We start from the raw sequence: 21651 nt of genomic DNA on the forward strand, positions 1-21651 counted from the left end.
CGAGCGAGCGCTCTGACTGAGCTTGCGAAGTCAGAAGGCGCGTGTCGAGACCCGCTGAGTCGACAGACAACCCAGACATACGAGAGGCGGCACCCATCGGGTGCCGCCTCTCGTCATGTCTGCGTCAGGTCAGTCCAGGTGCAGGTGCAGCCGTGACGCCAGGTGGGCGGCCGCCTCGCTGACCTCGATCTGGGGCTTCGCGAGGTCGCGCGGGTAGGCGTCGTAGGTCAAGGAAGGTGCGCGCTCGGCCAGCGCTGCTTCGTCGATCCGCTGGCGGGGGAGGGGCAGGTGAGATCCGCAGGCGGCGCAGTCGTCGTGCATCTGGCCGGCGGTGTCGGCGTCGTCGTAGGCGAGGCGCTCGTAGCTCATGGGCACGACGTTAGGGGCTACCAGCGGGTACTCCTACGCGGACGCCTCGGTAGGGTGCAGAAGGCACGAAGATCTCACCCGCCCGAAACATCCGAGACATTCAAGGACCTACATGTCGCTGCTGATCGCGGGCTCCATCGCGACCGACCACCTGATGAGCTTCGGAGGGAAGTTCGCCGACTCGCTCGTCGTCGAACAGCTCGACAAGCTGTCGGTCTCCTTCCTCGTCGAGGACCTCGACATCCGGCGCGGAGGCTGCGCCGGCAACATCTGCTTCGGCCTGGCCCAGCTCGGCCTGCGGCCCGTCCTGGTCGGCTCGGCCGGCGAGGACTTCGGCGACTACCGCAGCTGGCTGGAGAAGCACGGCGTGGACTGCGACTCGGTGCGCATCTCCGAGGACCTGCACACGGCCCGCTTCGTGTGCACCACCGACGCCACCATGGCGCAGTTCGCCAGCTTCTACCCCGGGGCGATGAGCGAGGCCCGGCTGATCGAGCTGGCCCCCATCGCCGAGCGTGTGGGGGAGCCGACGTTCGTGCTGGTCGGGCCTGACGACCCGCAGGGGATGGTGAGCCACACCCAGGAGTGCCGCCAGCGTGGCTACGACTTCATCGCCGACCCCAGCCAGCAGCTGGCCTTCGGCGAGGGCGAGATGATCCGCGAGCTGGTCGACGGCGCGGCCTACCTGTTCTCCAACGAGTACGAGTCGCACCTCATCGAGTCCAAGACCGGTTGGACGGCCGACGAGATCCTCGAGCGCGTCGGCACCCAGGTGATCACGCTCGGTCCCGACGGCGTCCGGATCGTGGGGCGCGACCAGGAGAAGATCGAGGTGCCGGCCGTGCCGAACGTGGCGGCGGTGGAGCCGACCGGAGTCGGCGACGCGTTCCGTTCCGGCTTCCTGGCGGCGCTGGAGTGGCAGCTCTCGCACGAGCGCGCCGCACAGGTCGGCTGCGTGCTGGCGGCGTACGTCGTCGAGCAGGTCGGCACGCAGGAGTACACCTTCACCCACGAGCAGTTCGTGGCGCGCCTGACCGATGCCTACGGCGAGGCAGCGGCCGCCGACGTGCGCCCGCACCTCCTGGCTAGCTGACCCGCCGGACGACGTACGTCGGGACGCCGTCGGGGTCGGTCTGCTCGCCGACGTACTCCTGCTGACGCATCCGGCACCACGCCTCGACGTCGACCCGTGCGGCGGGATCGTCGGCCGTGACCGCGACCGTGTCCCCGACGCCGATCCCGGCGACGGCCTTGGCCAGCTCGATGATCGGCCGGGGGCAGGGCACGCCGCGGCAGTCGAGGTCCACCCGGCTCATCGCGGTGCTCCGGCCTGGGCCCGCAGGCGCTCGACGACTCCGGGAAGCTCGCCGGCCAGCCGGTGCACGACTGCCGAATCGGTCGCGCGCCCGAGCGAGACCCGCACGTTGCCATGCGTGAGCGCCCCCATCGCGGCCAGCACGTGGCTCGGCTCGAGGCTGCTGGCCGTGCACGCCGAACCGCTCGCGACAGAGAAGCCGAGCCGGTCGAGCTCGGTCACCAGGGCCTCGCCGTCGACGTAGAGGCACGAGAACGCGATCAGGTGGGGGAGCCGCGGCCCGTCGTCGAGGAACACCTCGGTGTCGGGGATGGCGCGCACCGCCTGAGCGAGGTGCTCGATCAGCCGGGCGTGTTCCTCGGCCAGGCGCTGGCGCTCGTCGAGGGCGGCTCGCAGCGCGGCCGCGGCCGCCAGCGCTGCCGGCACGTTCTCGAAACCGGTCGACCGGTCGTCGACACGCTCGTCGCCGGGGAACGGGTTGCGCCACCGAGCCCCCTTGCGCACGAGCAGCACCCCGACGCCGGCCGGTCCGCCCCACTTGTGCGCCGAAGCTGCCGCGGCGGCCCAGCCGTCGGTGAGCGGCAGCAGGCCCGTCGAGGCGCAGGCGTCGACGAACAGCGGCGCGTCAGTGCCGCCCGCAACCTCGTCGAGCGGTTGGCAGACCCCCACCTCCGGGTTGGCGGACTGGACGGCGAGCACGGCCGGTTCGCCGTGTGCGGCCAGCGAGTCGAGGTCGATGCGACCGGCCCGGTCCACGGGGACTGTCTCGAAGCGTCCACCGCGCTGTTCGTGCCACTGGCCGGCGTGGAGCACCGCCGAGTGCTCGACCTGCGTGGCCAGCAAGAGGTTGCCCTGCCGGACCCGCCCGGCCAGCAGGCCGAGCACGCCGAGGTGGCAGGCGTGGGTGCCGCTGGGGGTGAAGGTGACCTCGTCGGGGCGGACGCCGAGGCAGTCGGCCACCACGGCCCGGGCGTTGTCGAGCAGCAGTCGGGCGTCGCGGGCCGGTCGGTGCAGGCGTCGCGGGTCGGCGTACCCCCGCTCGAGAGCCTGCCTCAGCACCTCGCTCGCAGCGGGGTGGAGCGGCGTACCGGAGACGTGATCGAGGTATGCCGGAACCGGGGTGTCCGGAGGGCCGCCCGTCGTACCCGAAACGCCTTCGCTCACACGCCGAAACCTACCGGCGACCTGCCCGGTGGGAGGGGGGTCACCAGTAGTAGGGTTTCGGTGATCGAAGAAGGCCTGGCTGTTCAGAAGTTGACGTCGTCTGCCTAAGAAAGGGCTCGTCTGTGAGTCTGGAGCTCCCCAAGCGCTTCCGCCGCGTGGCGTTCGGCGGCCTGATGGTCACCGCGCTGTTCGTGCTCAGCGGTTGCTCGCAGGAACAGAAGGACCAGATCAAGCGGCTCGCGATGCCGGTTTCCGCGACCGAGGAAGGTCCGCACACCTTCGACCTGTGGATGTGGTCCTGGCTCGCGGCGATCGTGACCGGAGTCGTGGTCTGGGGGCTGATTTTCTACGCCGCTTTCCGCTACCGCCGCCGCAGCGAGGCCGACATCCCGGTGCAGACGCGCTACAACCTGCCGATCGAGATCTTCTACACGATCGCCCCGGTCATGATGGTGATCGTCTTCTTCTACTTCACCGTCGACACCCAGAACAAGGTGCTGCACACCTCGGCCCACCCTGACCAGAACGTCACGGTCGTCGGGCAGCAGTGGTCCTGGACGTTCAACTACAACCTCAAGCACTCCGACAAGAGCGACGGCGGCTACGTCGAGGACGGTGACGGCCAGGTCGTCCACGAGGGCGGCACCACCGCCGACCGGCCCACGCTGTGGCTGGTCAAGGACAAGAGCGTCACGTTCTTCCTCGACTCACCCGACGTCATCCACTCGTTCTGGGTCCCCGGCTTCCTGTTCAAGATGGACGTCGTCCCCGGACGCAACAACCACTTCACCCTGACCCCCAACCGCTCGGGCACCTTCGAGGGTCGCTGCGCCGAGCTGTGCGGGGTCTACCACTCGCGGATGCTGTTCAACGTCAAGGTCGTCGACCAGGCGGCGTACGACGCACACCTGCAGCAGCTCGCCGACCAGGGCAACACCGGTCCTGCGCTGGGAGCCTCCCAGACTGACCGAACGCCCGGCCTGGAGTCCGACGAAAGCACTGGAGGAGAGTAGTGACTGCCGTCTCCGACGCCCCGTCAAGCGCACGCGTCGCGCCGCCCAACCCCCGGCTGGGCACCCAGCTCGCGCGCATCCTGAGCACCACCGACCACAAGCTGATCGGCAAGCTCTACCTCGCCACGTCGTTCGCCTGGTTCCTGGTCGGCGGCGTGATGGCCCTGATCATGCGCTCCGAGCTGGCCTTCCCCGGTCAACAGGTCGTCAACGACGAGCTCTACAACCAGCTGTTCACCATGCACGGCACGATCATGCTGCTGCTGTTCGCGACGCCGCTGTTCTTCGGCTTCGCCAACGTCGTGATGCCGCTGCAGATCGGCTCGCCCGACGTCGCGTTCCCCCGGCTGAACATGCTCAGCTACTGGTTCTTCCTGTTCGGCGGGCTCATCGCGGCCTCTGGCTTCTTCAGCCCCGAGGGTGCTGCCGACTTCGGCTGGACGGCCTACACGCCGCTCTCGAACGCCGTGCGTTCGCCCGGTGTCGGCGGTGACCTGTGGGTGATGGGCCTGTGGCTGGCCGGTCTGGGCACGATCCTCGGCGCGGTCAACTTCGTCACCACGATCATCTGCATGCGCGCGCCCGGCATGACGATGTTCCGGATGCCGATCTTCACCTGGAACACGCTGGTCACCAGCCTGCTCGTGCTGATCGCGTTCCCGATCCTGGCCGCCTCGCTGCTCGCCCTCGAGGCCGACCGCAAGTTCGGGGCCCACATGTTCGACGCCAACCACGGCGGCGCGATCCTGTGGCAACACCTGTTCTGGTTCTTCGGCCACCCCGAGGTCTACATCATCGCGTTGCCGTTCTTCGGCATCATCACCGAGATCCTGCCGGTGTTCAGCCGCAAGCCGATCTTCGGCTACATCGGCCTGGTCGGCGCCACGCTCGGCATCGCGATCCTCTCGGTGGCGGTGTGGGCGCACCACATGTTCGTCACCGGCGCGGTCGACCTGCCCTTCTTCGCGGGCATGACGTTCCTGATCGCAGTGCCGACCGGCGTCAAGTTCTTCAACTGGATAGGCACGATGTGGGGCGGGTCGATCAGCTTCGACACGCCCATGCTCTGGTCGATCGGCTTCCTGACCACGTTCCTGTTCGGCGGCCTGACCGGTGTCATCCTCGCCTCGCCGCCGCTGGACTTCCACGTCTCCGACTCCTACTTCGTGGTCGCGCACTTCCACTACGTCGTCTTCGGCACGGTCGTGTTCTCGATGTTCGCGGGCTTCTACTTCTGGTGGCCCAAGATGACCGGGAAGATGCTCGACGAGCGCCTGGGCAAGATCCACTTCTGGCTGCTGTTCGTGGGCTTCCACACGACGTTCCTCGTGCAGCACTGGCTGGGCGTCGAGGGCATGCCGCGTCGCTACGCCGACTACTCCGCCTCCGACGGCTTCACCACGCTCAACCAGGTCTCCACCGTGGGCGCGTTCCTGCTCGCCTTCTCGACGCTGCCGTTCCTGCTGAACGTCTACAAGACGAGCAGGTCGCCGCAGGTCACCGTCGACGACCCGTGGGGCTGGGGCCGCTCGCTCGAGTGGGCGACCAGCTGCCCGCCGCCGCGGCACAACTTCGTGATGATCCCGCGGATCCGCTCGGAGTCGCCGGCCTTCGACCTGCACCACCCCGAGATCGCGGCCTTGGAGTACGCCGACAACGACGGGCTGGGGGACGACGACAGTCCCTCCGACGCCCCTGACATGGAAGGACGCCGGGAAGCTCTCGGCGGGGAGGGCGATCGCCGATGAAGATCGAGGCCTGGATCTTCGCCGTGTGCAGCATCTTCCTGCTGGTCGTGACGCCGGCGTACTGGCTCATCGCCGGTGACTGGACGGGCACGAGCGCGCTGACGATGACGTTCCTGCTGACCACGCTGATCACCTTCTACCTCGGGTTCCACGCTCGTCGGATGGAGCCGCGTCCCGAGGACCGCAAGGACGGCGAGATCGCGGACGGTGCGGGGGAGCTCGGCTTCTTCCCGCCGTACAGCTGGTGGCCGATGTGGTGCGCCATGTGCCTGGCCGCGATCGCGCTGGGCGTCGCGATCGGCTGGTGGCTGTTCATCATCGGTCTGGTGCTGGGCTCGGTCGCCCTCTCCGGTCTGATCTTCGAGTACTACAGGGGCGAACACGCGCACTGAGCGCCCCAGCGCTCACTCTGGGTGGACTCGGCCCGGCGTGCCCCATTCGTACCCGGCGACACGGTGACCAGTGCCACGCGGCACCTAGGCGTGTCGGCGTGGACCCGTTGTTACGCTGAAGAGGTCTGTGCCCCTTGCCTGCCTTGCCTCGGATGATTGCGGAGTCCCCATGTCCACCCGGACCCTTTCCACACGCCTCTCCCTCGTCGGGGGTGCCTGCGCCCTGGCCCTGGTGAGCGCCTGCTCCGCCTCGGTGACCGGCAACGACGACAAGAGCGCCGACTCCCCGCACAGCGACACCTCCCAGGCCGCCCAGCAGTCCCAGGCCAGGGTCACCAGCAACGTCCGCCCCGGAGCGCGTGGCATCGACCTCGGCAAGAAGGTCCGGCTGCGCGTCGCCTCCGGCACCCTGCAGGAGGTCCAGGTCACCGGACCCGAGGGCGGGATCGTCCAGGGTCGACTCTCACCTGACAAGACCCGCTGGGTCTCCACGACGCCTCTCCAGGCGGCCTCGCGCTACCGCGTGACCAGCACCGCGGTCGACAGCGCGGGCCTGAAGAAGGGCTACGAGGCCGGCTTCAAGACCCGGTCGCTGACGCTCGACGAGCAGACCTACCCCAGCTTCGTGCCGGTGGAGGGCCAGACCGTCGGGGTCGGCATGCCGGTGATCATCCGGTTCGACGTGCCCGTGACGGACAAGGCGTCCATCGAGAAGCACCTCAAGGTCACCAGCCAGCCGGCCCAGGCCGGCTCGTTCTACTGGGTCAGCAGCCAGGAGGTCCACTGGCGACCCCGCACCTACTGGCGTCCCGGCACCAACGTGACGGTCAACGCCGACATCGCCGGAGTCCCTGCCGGCAACGGGATCTACGGCCAGACCAACCGCTCGCTGAAGTTCCATGTCGGTGACGCGATGGTCAGCAAGGTCAACACGGTCACCGACGACATGAAGGTGTTCCGCAACGGCAAGCTGATCCGGACGATCCCGATCACCACCGGTCAGCAGCCCAAGTTCACGACCCGTTCCGGCATCAAGGTCATCGTGGAGAAGTTCCGCCACAAGCGGATGAACTCCGAGACGATCGGCATCGACCCCAACAGCGCCGACGGCTACGACCTCGACGACGTCGAGTACGCCATGCGCGTCACCTACTCCGGTGAGTTCGTGCACGCTGCGCCGTGGTCGGTCGGGTCCCAGGGCAGCTCCAACGTCAGCCACGGCTGCACCGGCATGAGCACCGACAACGCCGCCTGGTACTACAACCTGTCCAAGGTCGGCGACGTGGTCGAGTACACCGGCACCAGCAAGCCGATGACCCTGACCAACGGCTTCGGCGACTGGAACGAGTCCTTCGCGGAGTACCGCAAGGGTTCCGCGCTCAGCTGACCGCGCGCCCGTCCTCGAGTGCGTGCAGCTGGCGGACGGTCTCTGAGGTGCGCACCTCGCCGCTGTCGGGGTAGGTGCCGAACAGCCGGTCGGCGGTGCCGGACGTGGTGACCGTGAACCAGTAGTGCTCGTTCTTGTAGTGGTGCAGCCGGTGGTTGCGCCACACCGCGCGGAACGCCCTGGTCTTGGGCCGGTAGTCGCTGTGCACGAGGTAGTGCACCCACTCGTAGTTGAACATCAGTGCACCCACGGCGACCATGAACGTCGCTCCGGCGGTCTGTCCCGGGAAGGCGAACAACCCGATCACGACGTACGACGGGAGCAGCCAGACCTCGACCTGCCAGGGGATGAACACCAGGGGCAGCACCCGCGGGTCGGCGTGGTGGGCACGGTGCTTGCGCGCGAGGAGGGAGTCCACCGGCACACCGCCGACCTTGCGCGGGCGCCAGTGCAGGATCACCACGTGGATGACCCACTCGATCACCGGGAAGAACACGACCAGCGCCACCGGCATGATCAGCTCGGTCCAGGTGAACGAGTGCAGCGTCGCGCGGTAGATCACCGATCCGAGCAGGAAGGCCCCGATCAGGAAGGGCGAGGGGTGGCTCCAGAAGGCACGCCAGGCCTCGCCGAGGCTCTGGGAGGTACGTCGGGAGCCGGTGATCCGGGCGGCCGGTTCCTGCGTGGACGCCGCGCGCTCAGCGGCGAACCGCTCCTCGTCGGCCGCGAGGCGCTCGCGTGCCTTGGCCTCGATCTCCGGGCTGGGCTTGGTCATGGTGGTCCTTCCGTGGGAGGTGGGCGGTCAGGGGTGGGTCAGGAGTCGAGGAGGCCGAGGAGGTGCCCCAGCGCCTCGGTGGTCGGGCGGAGCAGGTCGTCGGCGGCCCGGTGGGCCGCCTCCCGGTCGCCGGAGGCGATGGCCTCGGTGAGGGCGCGGTAGCCGGCGACGTTGTCGACCTCGCCCTCCATCACCGGGCTCAGCGCCGTGATGGCCGGCTCGTAGGCCAACCGCAGGCTGTTGAACAGCAACCGGAAGACGATCGAGTCGGCGGCGTCGACCACGGTGTCCCAGAAGCGCAGCGCGGCGTGCTGGCGGGCCTCGGAGTCCTCGGCGTGCTCGAGGGTCTCCACCGCGGCCCGCATCGGCTCTGCGAGCCGATCCCCCGAGGTCTCGGCCGCCAGCGCCGCCACGGCCGGGGCGATCGCCTGGCGAGCCTGCAGGATGCTGCGGCCGACGCCGGGGTCGAGGTTGCCGTCACGCACCAGCAGCCGGGGGAGGAGGTCGAGCCCGGCGGAGGTGCGATAGTCGCGCACGGTCGTGCTGCCGCCGTGGCGGACCTCGACGAGCCCCGCCTGGGAGAGTCGCTGGAGGGCCTCGCGTACGGCGGGCCGGGAGACGCCGAGGACCTCGGCGAGCCGACGCTCGCTGGGCAGCGAGTCGCCTGCGGACAGCTCGCCGTCGACGACCTCGCCGAGCAGCTGGTCGAAGACGTCTTCGGGAACGAGGCGTCTCGCCACGGGTTTCAGGGCCACGCCACCACGGTCGCCGGTCACTGCTCAGGTGGTCAAGTGGTCAGACCAGTATCCGGGACACAGAGAGAGGGCCCGGGCAGACCGGGCCCTCTCTCGTGCTGGGCGCGTTGCTAGTCGTGCTGTCGGCTGAGGTGCTCGTCCTCGATGTCGTGCCGACCGTCGAACTGGTGACCGTCGGCCGCGTGGCCCTCGAGCGGGGCGTCGTGCGCCTCCTCGAGCTCCGCGTGGTGGTGGCCCTCCTCGAGCTCCGCCTTGGTCGGCTTCTGGATGTTGTCGCCGTACCAGAGCCGGGAGAAGCGCGAGCGCAGCTTGTTGAGCCGGGCTCCGGGTGCGTTGACACCGTTCTCGTCGGCCTCGGAGTCGGGGACGTAGACCTCGTCACGCGCACGAGCGGTGAGCGTGTAGGCCTTGTCGACCGGGAGCGGGATGTGCTTCTCGGTGTAGCCACCCTGGGCGTCGCGCATGATCACGCCACTCTCCAGGCCGTGCAACAGCTTGTCGTTGTCGGCCCGTTGCAGCGAGATGCACCACCGTCTGGTGATGAAGAACGCGATCACCGGTCCGATGAAGACCGCCGCTCGGTTGAAGTAGGTGATCTGGTTGATGCTGAGCTTCAGCTTGATGGCCAGGATGTCGTTGCCGCCGGCCATCCACAGGATGGCGTAGAAGGTCATCAGCGCGACCATCAGACCAGTGCGGCTGGGGGCGTTGCGCGGGCGCTCGAGCAGGTGGTGCTCGCGCTTGTCACCGGTGATCCACTGCTCGAGGAACGGCAGCATCATCACGATGGTGAACATCAGCCCGGGCAGCACGATGATCGGCAGGAAGACGTTCCAGGACAGGGTCCAGTTGTTCCAGAGGTGCGTCTCCCAGTTGGGCATGATGCGCAGCGCCCCGTCGGGCCAGCCCATGTACCAGTCCGGCTGCGAACCGGCCGTGACTTCTGCCGGGTTGTAGGGGCCGAACCGCCAGACCGGGTTGATGGTCAACAGCGCCCCCATCAGCCCGAGCACGCCGAAGACCACGAAGAAGAACCCGCCGGCCTTGGCCATGTAGACGGGCAGCATCGGGTAGCCGACGACGTTCTGCTCGGTGCGGCCGGGCCCGGGCCACTGCGTGTGCTTGTGGTAGACGAGCAGCAGCATGTGGGCACCGATGAGGGCCAGCAGGATGCCGGGGATCAGCAGCACGTGGATGGTGTAAAGGCGTGGAATGATCGAGTCACCCGGGAACTCGCCACCGAAGAGGAAGAACGACATGTAGGTGCCGACCACCGGCATCGACTTCATGAAGCCGTCGGCGGCTCGGATGCCGGTGCCGGAGAGCAGGTCGTCGGGCAGCGAGTAGCCGGTGAAGCCCTCGAGCGTGCCCAGGAGCAGCAGCAGGCTGCCGATCACCCAGTTGAGCTCACGGGGCTTGCGGAAAGCGCCGGTGAAGAACACGCGCAGGAGGTGCACCATCATCGCGGCGATGAAGACCATGGCGGCCCAGTGGTGCATCTGCCGCATCAGCAGGCCACCGCGTACGTCGAAGGAGAGGTGCAGGCTCGAGGCGTAGGCCTCGGACATCTTGATGCCGCGCAGCTGGCTGTAGGAGCCGTCGTAGACGACCTCGACCATGCTGGGCCGGAACCACAGGGTCAGGAAGACGCCGGTGAGCAGCAGGACGATGAAGCTCCACAGCGCGATCTCGCCGAGCATGAAGGACCAGTGGTCCGGGAAGACCTTGCGGAGGTTCTTCTTGGCCAGGGTGGCGAGGCCGAGGCGGTCGTCGGCCCACTCGGCGGCGGCGCCGACCTTGTTGGGCTTGGCAGCCTTGCTGGCCTTGGTGCCGTTGGTCCGGGCGACTGACTCAGTGCGACTCATGGCACTCACTCTCCAGTCTTGATGGTGTCGCGCTCCCAGAAGCTGGGGCCCACGGCTTCGGTGAAGTCGCTGGTCGCGATCAGGTAGCCCTCGTCGTCCAGGGCCAGCGGCAGCTGGGGGAGGTGCCGGGCAGCCGGACCGAAGATGACCTTGCCGTTGTCGGCGAGGTCGAAGGTCGACTGGTGGCACGGGCACAGCAGATGGTGGGTCTGCTGCTCCCACAGCGAGATCGGGCACCCGACGTGGGTGCAGATCTTGGAGTAGCACAGGATGCCGTCGACACCCCAGTTCTCGCGGCCCGGCCAGGGGGTGATGTCGTCGGGCTGCATCTTCACGATGACGACCGCGGCCTTGGCCTTCTGCACCTGGAGGGCGACCCCGTCGTAGATGGGCTCGCCGTCCTTCTCCTCGAAGAAGACGGCAGGCTCGCCGTTGACGAGCTGACCGATCTCCATGTCGGCCGGCTTGATCGGGTTGCCGCCGACGTCCTGCACGACGCGCATCCCCTTCTTCCATACCGTGTGGTTGAGCTTGTCGCCCGGCAGGGGTCCGAGGTCGCGCAACGGCAGGATGGCGACGATGCCGAGGGCACCCATCGCGCCGAGGAGCGAGTTGCGGATCAGCGGTCGACGGCCGATGCCGGACTCCTCGAGCCCGGTCTGGAGGATCGCGACGGTCTCGGTGCGGTCCTCGTCGGAGGACGAGCCGGGGTGCCGGAACTCGACGATCTCGTGGTCGCTCATCAGCTTGCGGGCCCACTGGATCATGCCGACGCCGATGCACAGCAGGGCCAGTCCGAGGCAGCCACCGAGGGCCACGTTGGAGGCGCCGAAGCCGAGGATCTCGGTGGGGTCGTCGCCGATCTTGAAGACGAAGTAGGAGACGCAGAACAGGATCACGAAGAGGGTCGAGAGCCCGAACAGGGTGGCGACCTGCCGCTCGGCCCGCTTCTCGAGGTACTCGTCGGTGTCGGTGGGACGCGGCTGGTGTGCCGGGAGCCCCGGGTCTGCGATGGGGTCGGCCTCGATCGCGGAGACCTCGCGCTTGTCGATGCTCATGCGGTGGGCTTCTTCCTCGTCGAACGGGCTGGGTTGGCCGCGATCCACACTGCGAAGCCGACGAGCACGCCGATGCCGACCAGCCAGGCGAACAAGCCCTCGGACACCGGTCCGAGCGAGCCGAGCGTGAACCCGCCGTACGCCGGCGTGGCCTCGTTCTTCTTCAGGTAGGAGATGATCTGCAGCTTGTCCTCGGGGGTGAGCACCTGGTCGGAGAAGACCGGCATCTGCTGCGGACCGGTCAGCATGGCCTCGTACATGTGCTTGGCCGAGACGCCGTTGAGCGAGGGGGCGAACCGGCCACGGGGCAGGGCACCGCCTGCACCCGCGAAGTTGTGACAGGCCGTGCAGTTGGTGCGGAAGAACTCGCCGCCGCGGACCATCTCCTCGTTGGAGACCTTGGAGTAGTCGTACTCGGACTTCTCGGGGATCGCCGGACCGGGACCGAGCGAGGCGACGAACGCCGAGAGCGCCTCGATCTCGTCCTGGTCGTAGACCGGGGCCTTGCGCAGCGCCTGGTCGCCGGGCTGGGCCAGCGGCATCCGGCCGGTGCCGACCTGGAAGTCGACGGCTGCAGCGCCGACTCCGACCAGTGGGGGACCGTACTGGCCGCCCTTGACGGTAGTGATGCCCTCGGCGTTCTTGCCGTGGCAGGAGGCGCAGCCGACCAGGAACAGCGCACGACCCTTGGCCACCTGGTCCTCGTCGGCCGCCTTGGTCGCGGAGGCGGGGGAGAGGGCGGCGTACATCCCACCGGTGATCAGCAGCCCGAGGAGCAGCACGAGGGGCGCTGCGAGGCGGCTCCGGCGGCCGGCCGAGAGGCGGCCGACGGTCCGGCGAATGAGGCTCGTGATGAGTCGCACCAGGCAGTCCTTAGGTCAGTGCTACTTGATCAGGTACACGGTCGCGAACAGGCCGATCCAGACCACGTCGACGAAGTGCCAGTAGTAGGACACGACGATCGCGGTCACTGCCTGTTCGTGGGTGAACTTGCGCGCGGCGAAGGTGCGGCCGAGCACGAAGATGAACGCCACGAGTCCGCCGGTGACGTGGAGGCCGTGGAAGCCGGTGGCGAGGTAGAACACCGTGCCGTACGCCGACGACGGGATCGTGACTCCCTCGTGGACCAGCTTGGCGTACTCGAAGGCCTGGCCCGCGACGAAGGTCGCACCCATCAGGTAGGTGAGCACGAACCACTCGCGCAGGCCCCACAGCTTGAACTGGAAGAGCTTGCCGGTGCGGCCCACGATGCCGTCCTCGGCCTTGAACACGCCGAGCTGGCAGGTCACCGAGGAGAGCACCAGGATCGTGGTGTTCACCGTCGAGAACGGCACGTTGAGCTTGGCGGTGTTCTGGGCCCACAGCTCGGGGCTCACCGCCCGGATCGTGAAGTAGCCGGCGAACAGCGCCGCGAAGAACATCAGCTCGCTCGCGAGCCAGACGATGGTGCCTACGCTGACCATGCTGGGACGGTCGTGATGCCCATGGAGCCGGGATGCCGGGATAGCCGCTGTGGTCGCCACGTCGCCATTATTGCCTCCCCGCTCCGGGACGGCATCCCTACCCCCGGTGTTTCGTCGAACAACCCCGCCTAACCTTGATTCGTGCCCCCCTTCACGCCGTCGTCGGTCTTCACGCAGTGGGAGCTCTCGCCCCTTCTGTTCGTGCTGCTGGTGTGGGCGGCCGGGCTCTACCTGTACGGCGTCTGGCGGCTGCACGACCGCGGTGACAAGTGGCCCGCCGGCCGCACGCTGTCGTTCGTGGTGGGCGGAATGGGCTCTTTCTTCTTCGCCACCTGCTCGGGCCTGGGGGCCTACGACGACACCCTGCTGAGCGTGCACATGGTCCAGCACATGGTGCTCTCGATGGCGGTCCCGGTCTTCTGCGCGCTCGGTGCCCCGGTGACGCTCGCGCTCCGCACCCTGCACCGGCGGCCGCGGGCCGTGCTGCTGTCGGTCCTGCACTCCCGCGTGGCGCGGGTGCTGACCTTCCCGCCGCTGACCTTCGCGCTCTTCGTGATCAGCCCGTGGGCGCTCTACTTCACGGGGTGGTACGACGCGACCCTGCACTCGAACCTCCTGCACGAGCTGATGCACCTGCACCTGGTCGTCGTGGGCGCACTCTTCTTCACCCCGATCGTCGGCATCGACCCGGTCCCGGGCCGGGTGGGCTACCCGTTCCGGCTGCTCCTCCTGGTGCTGACGCTGCCCTTCCACGCCTTCCTGGGCGTCACGATCATGAGCCAGGACACGCTCATCGGGCACGACTGGTACCCGGCGCTGCACGCGAGCATGCCGTGGCTGCCCAACGCCTACGACGACCAGCACCTCGCGGGCGGGATCCTGTGGGCCTCCGGGGACCTGGTCGGGATCTCGGTCTTCGGCGTCCTCTTCTTCCAGTGGGTGCGCTCGTCGATGGCCGAGGCACGCCGTGAGGACCGTCGTCTCGACCGGCTCGAACGGGCGGCTGCCAACACCGCGGCGGGGGAACCGACCACGAGCGAGGACGGCGCGCCCAACCGGTAGCATCTGCGGCGTGAGCAGCCAGACCGAATCCCTCCAGGTGCTCGTCTACAGCGACGACGTCGACACCCGTCAGCAGGTCATCCTGGCGCTAGGTCGCAGGCCGCACCCCGACCTGCCCGAGCTGGAGTACGTCGAGGTGGCCACCGAGCCGGTCGTCATCCAGCAGATGGACTCCGGGAAGATCGCGCTGGCGATCCTCGACGGAGAGGCGGTCCCGGCCGGCGGGATGGGCATCGCCCGCCAGCTCAAGGACGAGATCTACCGCTGCCCGCCCCTCCTGGTGCTCACCGGGCGCGTCCAGGACAACTGGCTGGCGACGTGGTCGCGCGCCGACGGCGTCGTCTCGCACCCGCTGGACCCGATCGAGCTGGCCGAGACCGTGATCCGGCTGCTGCGCTCGCGGGTCCCCGCCAAGGCGTAGGCCCGTGGCGACCTGGCCCGAGGTGCTCGGGTCCCTGATCAGCCGCGCCGACCTCAGCTCGGAGCAGACCGCCTGGGCGATGGGGCAGATCCTCGCCGGTGAGGCGAGCCCAGCCCAGATCGCCGGCTTCGCGGTGGCATTGCGGGCCAAGGGCGAGACCATCGACGAGATGGAGGGGCTGGTCGAGGCGATGTACGCCGCGGCCACCCCGCTCGTGGTCGAGGGACGGGTCCTCGACGTGGTCGGCACCGGAGGAGACCGGTCGTTCTCGGTGAACATCTCCACCATGGCCGCGATCGTGGCGGCCGGTGCCGGTGTCACCGTGGTCAAGCACGGCAACCGCTCGGCCTCGTCGAAGGCGGGCAGCGCGGACGTGCTCGAGCAGCTCGGGATCCGGCTCGACCTGCCGGCCCCCGACGTACGCCGGGTGGCCGAGGAGGCCGGCATCACCTTCTGCTTCGCCGCCGCCTTCCATCCGGCCCTGCGCCACGCTGCCAGCGCGCGCCGTGACCTCGGGGTGGGGACCAGCTTCAACTTCCTCGGACCCATCGCCAACCCGGCCAAGCCGGCCGCGCAGGCGATCGGGTGCGCCGACAGGCGGATGGCGCCGGTGATGGCCGGTGTCTTCGCCCGGCGCGGCGTGGACGCCTGGGTGTTCCGCGGCGACGACGGCCTCGACGAGCTGACCACGACCACCACGTCGAGCGTGTGGACGGTCAGCGGGGGTGAGGTCTCCGAGCACACTCTCGACCCGAGCGCTCTCGGCATCCCGCAGGGGACTGCGGAGGGCTTGCGCGGTCGCGACGCGGCGTACAACGCCGAGGTGGTGCGCCGCCTCCTCTCCGGCGACCACGGCCCGGTGCGCGACGCCGTACTCCTCAACGCCGGCGCCGCCCTGGCCGTGCACGCCGCCAGTGCCGGTTCGCTCGAGGACCAGCTGGCCGCCGGGATCGCCCGCGCCACCGAGGCCGTCGACTCGGGAGCGGCCCACGCCATCCTGGAGCGCTGGGTCGCCGCCTCGCGCTGAGCCGGGTGACGTAGGCGGGCGCTCAGAGGTCGAGGGACCAGGCGTCGGTGTCGGGGTCGTGGTCGAAGCCGAGGCGTCCGTAGTACGCGCCGACCATGTGCGCGGGCGTGACGACGCGGTGGAAGCCGTGCTCGCGCAGGACCGTGCTGCGTCGCCAGACGAACTCGCCGGGGGAGAAGTCGCGGTAGCGGGGAGTGACGTAGTCGAGCTGGACCCTGGCCACGCCGTCACCGTCGTCGCGGACGAGCACGACGCCGACGGTCTCGTCGCCGCGCTGCACCAGGAACGCCAGCCGGTCCGGGGCGGCGCCGTCCCAGACGAGGTCGGGCTGGTACTTGAGGATGTCGGCCTCGTGGACGCGGAGCACGTGACGCAGGTACTCGTCGTCCGGCCCGACCTCCAGGACGTCGAAGACGGCATCGTCGTGGCGGGTCACCACCAGCTTGCGGATGTGCCAGAGGTTGATCAGCGTCAGCACGATGTTCATCGCCACCATCGGCCAGATCTCGAGGGCGGCGTTGAACCCGGTCAGTACGACGCAGGCGATCGTGTTGAGGACGCGGAAGCGCAGCACCCGCGCCTGCATCAGGGAGATCACCAGCAGTGCAGAACCGCACCAACCGACTGCATCGAGCCAGGACATCCCCGCAGGCTAGTCGCGCGAAGGGGTCAGCCCGGGACCTGGGTCTCGCCCGTGTCGGCGGCGCGGAGCATGGCTTCGGCGACTTCCACGGTGTGGGTCGCGTCCTCGATCGTGACGATGCGGCGGTCCTCGCCGAGCACAGCGTCCCGGAAGGCCTCGAGCTCGACCAGCAGGGGCTCGCGCTTGGCGATCGCGTAGCGGATGACGTCGCCCTGGACGACCCCGCGGAACGACGCCATCGTGTCCCAGGAGACCGGCGCCAGGCCGTTGGAGAAGAAGGTCAGGTCGGCGTTGATGGTGTCGGCCACCAGGGTGCCGCGCTCACCGGTGACGACGGTGACGCGCTCCTTGAGGGGCGAGAGCCAGTTCACGAGGTGGTTGACCACGGTGCCGTCGGACAAGGTGCCGACCGCCGCGACGAGGTCCTCGTGCTGCAGTCCCGAGCGGTGGGCGGTGCGGGCGGAGAGCGTGGTGTACTGCCGCTTGGCGACCCAGGCGGTCAGGTCGACGTCGTGGGTGGCCAGGTCGAGCACGACGCCGACGTCATTGATCCGCTCCGGGAAGGGACCCTGGCGGCGGGTGGCGATCTGGTAGAGCGCGCCGAGCTCGCCGTTGGCCAGCCGCCGGCGCATCTCCTGCAGCGCGGGGTTGTAGCGCTCGATGTGACCCACGCACGAGACCAGCCCACGGGAGCTGAAGGCCTCCGCGATCCGGCGTGCGGCCGCGGCGTCGGGGGCGATCGGCTTCTCGATGAGCACGTGCACGCCGGCCTCGGCCAGATGCACCGCGACCTCCTCGTGAGTGGTGGTCGGCACGCAGACGACAGCCAGGTCGAGACCGGCGGCCACCAGCTTCTCGACCGACGGGAAGAAGGTGAAGTGCTGGTTGGAGCGGTCGGTGCGGGGCGCCGGATCGGCGATGCCGACCAGCTCGACCCCGGCCAGGGAGCTCAGGACCCGGGCGTGGTGGCGGCCCATCTGGCCGAAGCCGACGAGTCCGGCGCGCAGGTCAGCCACGGTCGCTCCCTTCGTTGACGGCCGCGACGACGCGGGCGACCTCGTCGTCGGTGAGCCCGGGCCGGATCGGCAGCGAGAGCACCTCGCGGGCCGCCCGTTCGGTCTCGGGGAGCTCCACGTCCAGGTCGTACGCCGGGAGCCGGTGTGTCGGCACCGGGTAGTAGACCGCGCTGTCGATGCCACGGGCGTCGAGCCGGGTGGCGAGCGCGTCGCGATCGGTGGAGCGGACGGTGTACTGGTGCCAGACCGGCTCGGCCTTCGGCGCGACGACCGGGGTGACGACGCCGGTCAGCTGCTCGTCGTACGACGCGGCGATGGCTCTGCGCTCCTCGTTCCAGCTGGCCAGCCGGCGCAGCTGGACGCGGCCCATCGCGGCTGCCAGGTCGGTCATCCGGTTGTTCAGGCCGGCGATCTCGTTCTTGTAGCGCTGCTCCATGCCCTGGTTGCGCAGCAGCCGGACCGTCCGGGCGGTGGCGTCGTCGCGACAGACGACCATGCCGCCCTCGCCGGTGGTCATGTTCTTGGTCGCGTAGAAGCTGAAGGCGGCGAGGTCGCCCAGCGCGCCCACCGGGATCCCGTCGTACGACGCCCCGTGTGCCTGCGCGGCGTCCTCGAGGAGGAGCAAGCCGTGCCGCTCGGCGATCCCGGCCAGCCCGTCCCACCGGACAGGGTGGCCGTAGAGGTGCACGGGCAGCACGGCGGCCGTGCGCGAGGTGACGGCGGCAGCGACTGCGTCGGGGTCGAGGCAGAAGGTGTCCGCCTCGATGTCCGCGAACACCGGGATCGCCCCGGCCATCGCGACGGCGTTCGCGGTCGCGGCGAAGGTGAAGGACGGGACGATGACCTCGTCGCCGGGTCCGATCCCGGCGGCCAGCAGGCCGAGGTGGAGGGCGCTGGTGCCGGAGTTGACCGCTACACAGGTCCGTCCGCCGACGATGGCCGCGAACTCGTCCTCGAACGCCGCAACCTCCTGGCCCTGGACGAGCCGCCCGCTGCGCAGCACCGCGGTCACCGCCGCGGTCTCCTCGTCGCCGACGTGGACCCGCACGGCGCTGACGCGCGGAGTCGCGTGCTCAGTCATGGTCACCAGACTCGCGCAGGTGCCCCTCGGACTCGGTGAACAACGCGCCCGTGACGGGGCAGCGCCACTGGCCGTCCCCCTCGTCGAGCAGGCGGCGACCGGCGGGACCGACCCAGCCGATGCGGCGGGCCGGCGTACCGGCCACGAGAGCGAAGTCGGGCACGTCGTGCACCACGACCGCCCCTGCGGCGACCATCGCCCAGCGGCCGACCTCGACCGGGGCGACGCACACGGCGCGAGCCCCGACCGAGCAACCCTGCCGCAGGGTCACCCCGACCGGCTCCCAGTGGGAGGCATCCACGCGGGACCCGTCGGGGCGGATCGCCCGGGGGTACTCGTCGTTGGTCAGCACGGCGGCCGGTCCGATGAACACGCCGTCCTCGACTGCGGCGGGCTCGTAGACCTGGGCGAGGTTCTGCACCTTCACGCGGTCGCCGAGGCGGACGCCGGCACCGACGTACGCCCCGCGGCCGATCACGCACTCGACGCCCAGGACGGCGCCTTCCCTGACCTGGGCCAGGCCCCAGACCACGGTGCCCTCCCCGATCTCCGCGTCGGCGGCGACCTCGGAGGTCGGGTCAAGCTTCGGCACGCGCGCGTTCCTTCACGCTCAGGACCGGCCCGAAGGCGCCCCAGCACATCAGCGCGGCGCTCGCGGCCGCGACGACGACGGTGAGGACCATCGAGGGCTGCAGCCAGGCGCTGGAGTCGACCTGGGGACTGTGCCTGACCTCGTAGAACAGGCCGTACGCCGGTGCCACGGCCTGGGCGACCACGAAGAGCAGCGCCAGCAGCAGGCACATCGGCCCGCGCAGGTGGTGGCCGCGGCGGTCGAGTGCGTACGCCGCGAGCAGGACCATGCCCATGGCCACCGGGAGACCGTAGCGCCCCTGCCAGGCGGCGCCGAACTGGTCGAGCGACTTCACGGTCGTCAGGTAGGGGAACGCCAGTGCGAAGCCCGCCACGAGCAGGATGCCGAGCCGGGACCGCGCACTCGCGAAGCGCAGGCCGAGGGCCATCACCAACCCGAAGAGGCACAGGTAGCAGGCGTAGACGACGGGAAGGGTCGGCTGGTCACGCAACGGGAACGCTGCGATGGCCTGGAACGTCCAGGCCGGGAGCTGGGTCGCGGACACCGAGATCCGGTGGGCGAGGGACGAGTGGCCGTCCCCTTCCACCCCGATCCTGGTGGCGTCCATGGCGACGATCCAGGCCGTGGCCTGGAGTGCACTGGCGAGCACGAGCAGCGCACCGAGGAGCACGGCGGGTCGGCGGAGGAGCGACCTGATCCGGTCCGGCTCGGCGCGGACCGCGACGAGAACGACCGCGAGGATCATCAGGCACCACAGGGGTCCGAGCGGGCGCAGGGTCGCCAGCACGGCGCCCGAGACGGCAGCGTAGGCCGCCAGCCGGCGGATGTGCTCGGCCGGCGCGACGAGCAGTCCGACCAGCGACAGCCACAGGGCCAATGCCGACATCATCTCGGCCCCGTTGGGCGAGGCGACGGCGCAGCTGTACACGGCCACCGGCGTGCAGGCGACCACGATGCCGACGTACGGCCACCGGGTCCGTGCCCAGGTCGAGGCGGCGCGAGCTGCGACCCAGACGAAGGCTGCGGCCAGGAGTGCGGTGGCGATCCGCATCAGGTAGAGGGCGGTGGCGCCGTGGAACGGCTTCGCGACGGTGCCGATCACGGCGTAGAACAGGGGGTGGTAGCGGCCGGCACCGCTGGCGACGCGGGTGGTGCCCTCGCCCGCGGGCGTGCCGACACAGTCGCGGTCCTTGGTGTAGGAGAGGTTCTTGCACTCGGCCCGGGCCGCGTCGACGATGTCTGAGGGCACCTCGAGCCAGGCACCGGTGCCACGCGTCGCGTTCACCGGGTCGATGGCCCACTGCCCGCGCGCAGCTGCCGCCGCGCGGTAGGCGTGGTCGTGCTCGTCGATCCCGCCGAACGGCGGGACCACCAGCACCCAGACCGCGAACAGACCGCACAGCCCGAGGAGCAGTCTCCGGCTGGGCGACACGGACGGGGGGTCGGCCGCGGGCGAAGGTGCAGCATCGTGGCCCACCTCGAGCTGCTGGCTCATCGACTTCCCTCCTGGATGTCGAGCTGCATGGCGGAGACCAGGAAGTGCAGCCCGCTGAGGAGCGGGGCGACGGCGAGGAGGACGGTGCCGGGGCTGGCGACGGGCGGTCCGAGGGTGTTCACGACGGTGAAGACGCTGAACCCGAGTCCGATCGCGACCAGGAACAGTCCGGTGAAGAACATCAGGGCCACGGCGGAGAACGACTGGAGGACGTACTTCCACCACATGCGGTGCCAGAAGCCTCGCCACAGCATCGACAGCAGCCGAGGGGCCACCCGGCCGACCTTGAGGCCGGACACCTCGGTGCCGTAGACAGCGGGGATCGGCACGTCGCGCGCGGGCACGCGCAGCACGTTGAGCTTGATCAGCAGGTCGTTCTCGAACTCGTAGCGCTTGGCCAGCCGGTCCAGCTGCAACCGCTCCAGTGCGCTGCGATGGATCGCGGTGTAGCCGTTCTGGGGGTCGAAGAGTCCCCAGTAGCCGGACGCGGCCTTGGTCAGGAAGGACATCCCGATGTTGCCGACCACCCGGTGGCGCGGCATGCCCTCGAACGAGCCCTCGCCGTAGAACCGGTTGGCCTTGGTGAACTGGGCCTCGCCCTCGGCGATCGGGTCGAGCAGCGCCGGGAGGTACGCCGGATCCATCTGGGCGTCGCCGGCCATCACCACCGACACGTCACAACCGAGCTCGAGGGCACGTTTGTGGCCGGCCACGATGGCACCGCCCACGCCCTGGTTCTCCGGGAGCCGGTGCACCTCGAGCCGCGGGTCGTCGACCGCCTTGGCCGCCTCGGAGGTGGCGTCGGTGCTGGCGTCGTCCACCACGATCACGTGGTCGACGAGCTCAGGCGCCGTGCGGATGACCGTGCCCACGAGGAGCTCCTCGTTGTGGGCAGGCACCACGACGGCGACGCGCAGGTCCCTGTACACGCGGCCTCCTCCTGTCGCTTCGAGGATAGGGAACGATTTGCGACTTTGGGTCCGAATTGCGAGGTCGGCAGCTCCCGATGG

General features: G+C 69.4%; 23 protein-coding genes. 8 read left to right on the forward strand and 15 right to left on the reverse strand.

Annotated elements, in window-relative coordinates; translation table 11 throughout:
* Positions 1 to 129: 129 nt before the first annotated feature.
* A complete protein-coding gene (locus H976_RS0118035; protein ID WP_036227205.1) occupies positions 130 to 369 on the reverse strand; it encodes a hypothetical protein in 240 nt (79 codons plus the stop codon).
* A 112-nt stretch (positions 370 to 481) separates the two neighbouring features.
* Between H976_RS0118035 and H976_RS0118040 the strand changes: the two genes are divergently transcribed.
* Entirely contained in the window at positions 482 to 1462 is a 981-nt protein-coding gene (locus H976_RS0118040) for a carbohydrate kinase family protein (protein ID WP_027862678.1), read from the forward strand.
* On the opposite strand, the gene H976_RS0118045 is transcribed toward H976_RS0118040, so the two are convergent.
* Positions 1455 to 1685 carry a sulfurtransferase TusA family protein gene (locus H976_RS0118045; RefSeq protein WP_027862679.1) on the reverse strand — a complete coding sequence of 77 codons (231 nt, stop codon included), beginning with the start codon at positions 1683 to 1685 and terminating at the stop codon, positions 1455 to 1457. The genes H976_RS0118040 and H976_RS0118045 overlap by 8 nt on opposite strands.
* Positions 1682 to 2848, reverse strand: coding sequence for a cysteine desulfurase family protein (locus H976_RS27150; RefSeq protein WP_051277000.1), 1167 nt, complete (start codon positions 2846 to 2848; stop codon positions 1682 to 1684). The genes H976_RS0118045 and H976_RS27150 overlap by 4 nt, the downstream gene beginning before the upstream one ends.
* Before the next feature lie 122 nt (positions 2849 to 2970).
* Between H976_RS27150 and coxB the strand changes: the two genes are divergently transcribed.
* The 4 genes from coxB (at position 2971) to H976_RS0118070 (ending at position 7388) form a co-directional block, all read left to right on the forward strand.
* Positions 2971 to 3861, forward strand: coding sequence for a cytochrome c oxidase subunit II (gene coxB / locus H976_RS27155; RefSeq protein ID WP_051277001.1), 891 nt, complete (start codon positions 2971 to 2973; stop codon positions 3859 to 3861).
* 56 nt (positions 3862 to 3917) lie between these two features.
* Positions 3918 to 5609, forward strand: coding sequence for a cytochrome c oxidase subunit I (gene ctaD / locus H976_RS0118060; protein WP_231388979.1), 1692 nt, complete (start codon positions 3918 to 3920; stop codon positions 5607 to 5609).
* Positions 5606 to 6001 carry a cytochrome c oxidase subunit 4 gene (locus H976_RS0118065; protein ID WP_027862681.1) on the forward strand — a complete coding sequence of 132 codons (396 nt, stop codon included), beginning with the start codon at positions 5606 to 5608 and terminating at the stop codon, positions 5999 to 6001. Before ctaD ends, H976_RS0118065 begins: the two co-directional genes overlap by 4 nt.
* A gap of 169 nt (positions 6002 to 6170) precedes the next feature.
* Entirely contained in the window at positions 6171 to 7388 is a 1218-nt protein-coding gene (locus tag H976_RS0118070) for an Ig-like domain-containing protein (protein ID WP_051277002.1), read from the forward strand.
* Here H976_RS0118070 and H976_RS0118075 read toward each other — a convergent pair.
* The 6 genes from H976_RS0118075 to H976_RS0118100 all read right to left on the reverse strand — a co-directional run bounded on the left by H976_RS0118075 (position 7381) and on the right by H976_RS0118100 (position 13346).
* Complete coding sequence (locus H976_RS0118075) at positions 7381 to 8163, reverse strand: sterol desaturase family protein (protein WP_081683010.1); 783 nt, start codon at positions 8161 to 8163, stop codon at positions 7381 to 7383. The genes H976_RS0118070 and H976_RS0118075 overlap by 8 nt on opposite strands.
* A 38-nt stretch (positions 8164 to 8201) precedes the next feature.
* Positions 8202 to 8918: a FadR/GntR family transcriptional regulator gene (locus H976_RS0118080; RefSeq protein ID WP_027862684.1), complete on the reverse strand. Its 717-nt coding sequence runs from the start codon at positions 8916 to 8918 to the stop codon at positions 8202 to 8204.
* A gap of 110 nt (positions 8919 to 9028) precedes the next feature.
* A complete protein-coding gene (locus H976_RS0118085) occupies positions 9029 to 10783 on the reverse strand; it encodes a ubiquinol-cytochrome c reductase cytochrome b subunit (RefSeq protein ID WP_027862685.1) in 1755 nt (584 codons plus the stop codon).
* Between the two features lie 5 nt (positions 10784 to 10788).
* A complete protein-coding gene (locus H976_RS0118090; RefSeq protein ID WP_027862686.1) occupies positions 10789 to 11841 on the reverse strand; it encodes a ubiquinol-cytochrome c reductase iron-sulfur subunit in 1053 nt (350 codons plus the stop codon).
* The gene (locus H976_RS0118095; protein WP_231388978.1) at positions 11838 to 12704 is read right to left on the reverse strand and encodes a c-type cytochrome; all 867 of its coding nucleotides are present in this window, start codon (positions 12702 to 12704) and stop codon (positions 11838 to 11840) included. Before H976_RS0118095 ends, H976_RS0118090 begins: the two co-directional genes overlap by 4 nt.
* Positions 12705 to 12725: 21 nt before the next feature.
* Entirely contained in the window at positions 12726 to 13346 is a 621-nt protein-coding gene (locus H976_RS0118100) for a heme-copper oxidase subunit III (RefSeq protein ID WP_036227280.1), read from the reverse strand.
* A gap of 99 nt (positions 13347 to 13445) precedes the next feature.
* On the opposite strand from H976_RS0118100, the gene H976_RS27160 reads away from it, so the two are divergent.
* Genes H976_RS27160 through trpD form a run of 3 tightly spaced genes read left to right on the forward strand, consistent with a single transcriptional unit; the run spans position 13446 to position 15814 of the window.
* Positions 13446 to 14366, forward strand: coding sequence for a cytochrome c oxidase assembly protein (locus tag H976_RS27160; RefSeq protein ID WP_051277003.1), 921 nt, complete (start codon positions 13446 to 13448; stop codon positions 14364 to 14366).
* Positions 14367 to 14376: 10 nt separating this feature from the next.
* On the forward strand, positions 14377 to 14787 hold the full coding sequence (locus H976_RS0118110) for a hypothetical protein (RefSeq protein WP_027862689.1): 411 nt from the start codon (positions 14377 to 14379) through the stop codon (positions 14785 to 14787).
* Positions 14788 to 14791: 4 nt separating this feature from the next.
* Complete coding sequence (gene trpD / locus H976_RS0118115) at positions 14792 to 15814, forward strand: anthranilate phosphoribosyltransferase (RefSeq protein WP_027862690.1); 1023 nt, start codon at positions 14792 to 14794, stop codon at positions 15812 to 15814.
* 22 nt (positions 15815 to 15836) lie between these two features.
* Here trpD and H976_RS0118120 read toward each other — a convergent pair whose 3' ends face one another.
* The 6 genes from H976_RS0118120 to H976_RS0118145 are packed head-to-tail and all read right to left on the reverse strand — an operon-like array spanning position 15837 to position 21570.
* Positions 15837 to 16457: a hypothetical protein gene (locus H976_RS0118120; protein ID WP_027862691.1), complete on the reverse strand. Its 621-nt coding sequence runs from the start codon at positions 16455 to 16457 to the stop codon at positions 15837 to 15839.
* Positions 16458 to 16483: 26 nt separating this feature from the next.
* Complete coding sequence (locus H976_RS0118125) at positions 16484 to 17473, reverse strand: Gfo/Idh/MocA family protein (protein WP_027862692.1); 990 nt, start codon at positions 17471 to 17473, stop codon at positions 16484 to 16486.
* Positions 17466 to 18554: a DegT/DnrJ/EryC1/StrS aminotransferase family protein gene (locus tag H976_RS0118130; RefSeq protein ID WP_027862693.1), complete on the reverse strand. Its 1089-nt coding sequence runs from the start codon at positions 18552 to 18554 to the stop codon at positions 17466 to 17468. Before H976_RS0118130 ends, H976_RS0118125 begins: the two co-directional genes overlap by 8 nt.
* The gene (locus tag H976_RS0118135) at positions 18547 to 19146 is read right to left on the reverse strand and encodes an acyltransferase (protein ID WP_027862694.1); all 600 of its coding nucleotides are present in this window, start codon (positions 19144 to 19146) and stop codon (positions 18547 to 18549) included. The genes H976_RS0118130 and H976_RS0118135 overlap by 8 nt, the downstream gene beginning before the upstream one ends.
* Positions 19133 to 20641: a DUF2142 domain-containing protein gene (locus tag H976_RS0118140; protein WP_027862695.1), complete on the reverse strand. Its 1509-nt coding sequence runs from the start codon at positions 20639 to 20641 to the stop codon at positions 19133 to 19135. Before H976_RS0118140 ends, H976_RS0118135 begins: the two co-directional genes overlap by 14 nt.
* On the reverse strand, positions 20638 to 21570 hold the full coding sequence (locus tag H976_RS0118145; protein ID WP_027862696.1) for a glycosyltransferase family 2 protein: 933 nt from the start codon (positions 21568 to 21570) through the stop codon (positions 20638 to 20640). Before H976_RS0118145 ends, H976_RS0118140 begins: the two co-directional genes overlap by 4 nt.
* Positions 21571 to 21651: the final 81 nt, after the last annotated feature.

Source organism: Marmoricola sp. URHB0036 (assembly GCF_000426045.1).
Taxonomy (GTDB): Bacteria; Actinomycetota; Actinomycetes; order Propionibacteriales; family Nocardioidaceae; genus Marmoricola.